The organism is Kitasatospora sp. NPDC054939, assembly GCF_053610105.1.
Window position 1 is genome coordinate 1 of record NZ_JBSGXP010000311.1, and the last position, 1,282, is coordinate 1,282.

1 protein-coding gene is annotated in these 1,282 nt (G+C 74.4%); it reads left to right on the forward strand.

Annotation, left to right across the window (positions count from 1 at the left end):
- Positions 1-304: 304 nt before the first annotated feature.
- Positions 305-1,279, forward strand: a complete 975-nt coding sequence (locus ACWGB8_RS38530) for an SCO0930 family lipoprotein (protein ID WP_452218310.1) — start codon at positions 305-307, stop codon at positions 1,277-1,279.
- The last annotated feature ends 3 nt before the right edge of the window (positions 1,280-1,282 follow it).

Consider the following 1,282-nt stretch of genomic DNA (forward strand, 5'->3'; position numbering starts at 1 on the left):
CTGCGGCACCGGGGCCCGCGCGGTGTCCGACCTGTCCCTGCTCCACCACTGCCGCGGCCCCCGAAGTAAGGAGTGTAGCTCTCGGTGCTCCCGGGCCCAGGAGACCGGGGGGGGCGGGGGGCGCGGGGGGGGGCGGGGCCCCGGGCGCCCCGCTCCGCGCTGTCGGGCCCGGTCCGAGGGCCGGTGGAAGACGGGGCGGAAACTTCTTCGAAGAATTTCCGGGATCCGTTGAACCCCCCTGCGGCGGGCCCCGTGTTTGCGGTGCCGACAGAGTCTGACGAAGTACCGCGAACGAGGAGTTCCCATGACGAACCTGCGCAAGCTCACCATCGCCGCCACCGGGGCCGCACTGCTGGTCGCGACGGCGGCCTGCGGAACGCAGAAGGCCGACTCCGCCGCCGCGGGCCCGGCGGCCGCTCCGGCCGCCCAGGACGGGGCGTACGGCACCGGCGGGGCCGGCGCGTCCGGGGCCGCGGCCTCCTCCGGGGCAGCGGGCGCGGCCACGGCGTCCGGGCCACTCGCCGTCCGGGAGGACGCGAAGCTCGGCCCGGTCGTCACCGACGCGGCGGGCTTCACCCTCTATCGCTTCGACAACGACACGGCCAGCCCCTCCACCTCCGCCTGCTCCGGTGACTGCGCGAAGGCCTGGCCCCCGGTGCCGACGGCCGGCACCACGGCCGGAACGGTGGAGGCGTCCAAGGTCGGCTCCCTCAAGCGCGCCGACGGCCCGGAGCAGGTGACCGTCGCCGGCTGGCCGGTGTACCGCTTCGCGAAGGACACCGCGCCCGGGCAGACCAACGGGCAGGGGGTCGGCGGCACCTGGTTCGCCGTCGCCCCGGACGGGTCCAAGGCGGGCGCGAAGGCGGGGGCGAAGGAGACCCCGGGTGCCGCGAGCCCCGGCGCTGCGGCCCCCGGCACCGCTGCGCTCCCCGAGCTCTCGCTGGCCGCCGACCCGAAGCTCGGCAAGATCATCCGTGACGGCAAGGGCCGCACACTGTACCGCTTCACCCAGGACACCGCCTGGCCGATGAAGTCCAACTGCGAGGGCGCCTGCCTGGAGAAGTGGCGGCCCGCGAAGCTGGTCGACCTCAACAAGGTCGAGGGCATCGACCCGAAGAAGCTCATCACCTACACCCGCCCCGACGGCACCACGCAGCTGACCATCGACTGCTGGCCGCTCTACTGGTTCACCGGCGACACGAACCCCGGTGACACCAAGGGCCAGGGCGTGGGCGGCACCTGGTTCGCCGTGACCGCCGACGGCAAGCTCGCGAAGTAGCCG

Bases quoted from the DNA above. Each gene is read 5' to 3' on its own strand.
- ACWGB8_RS38530 (WP_452218310.1), top strand. From the start codon at position 305: ATGACGAACCTGCGCAAGCTCACCATCGCCGCCACCGGGGCCGCACTG.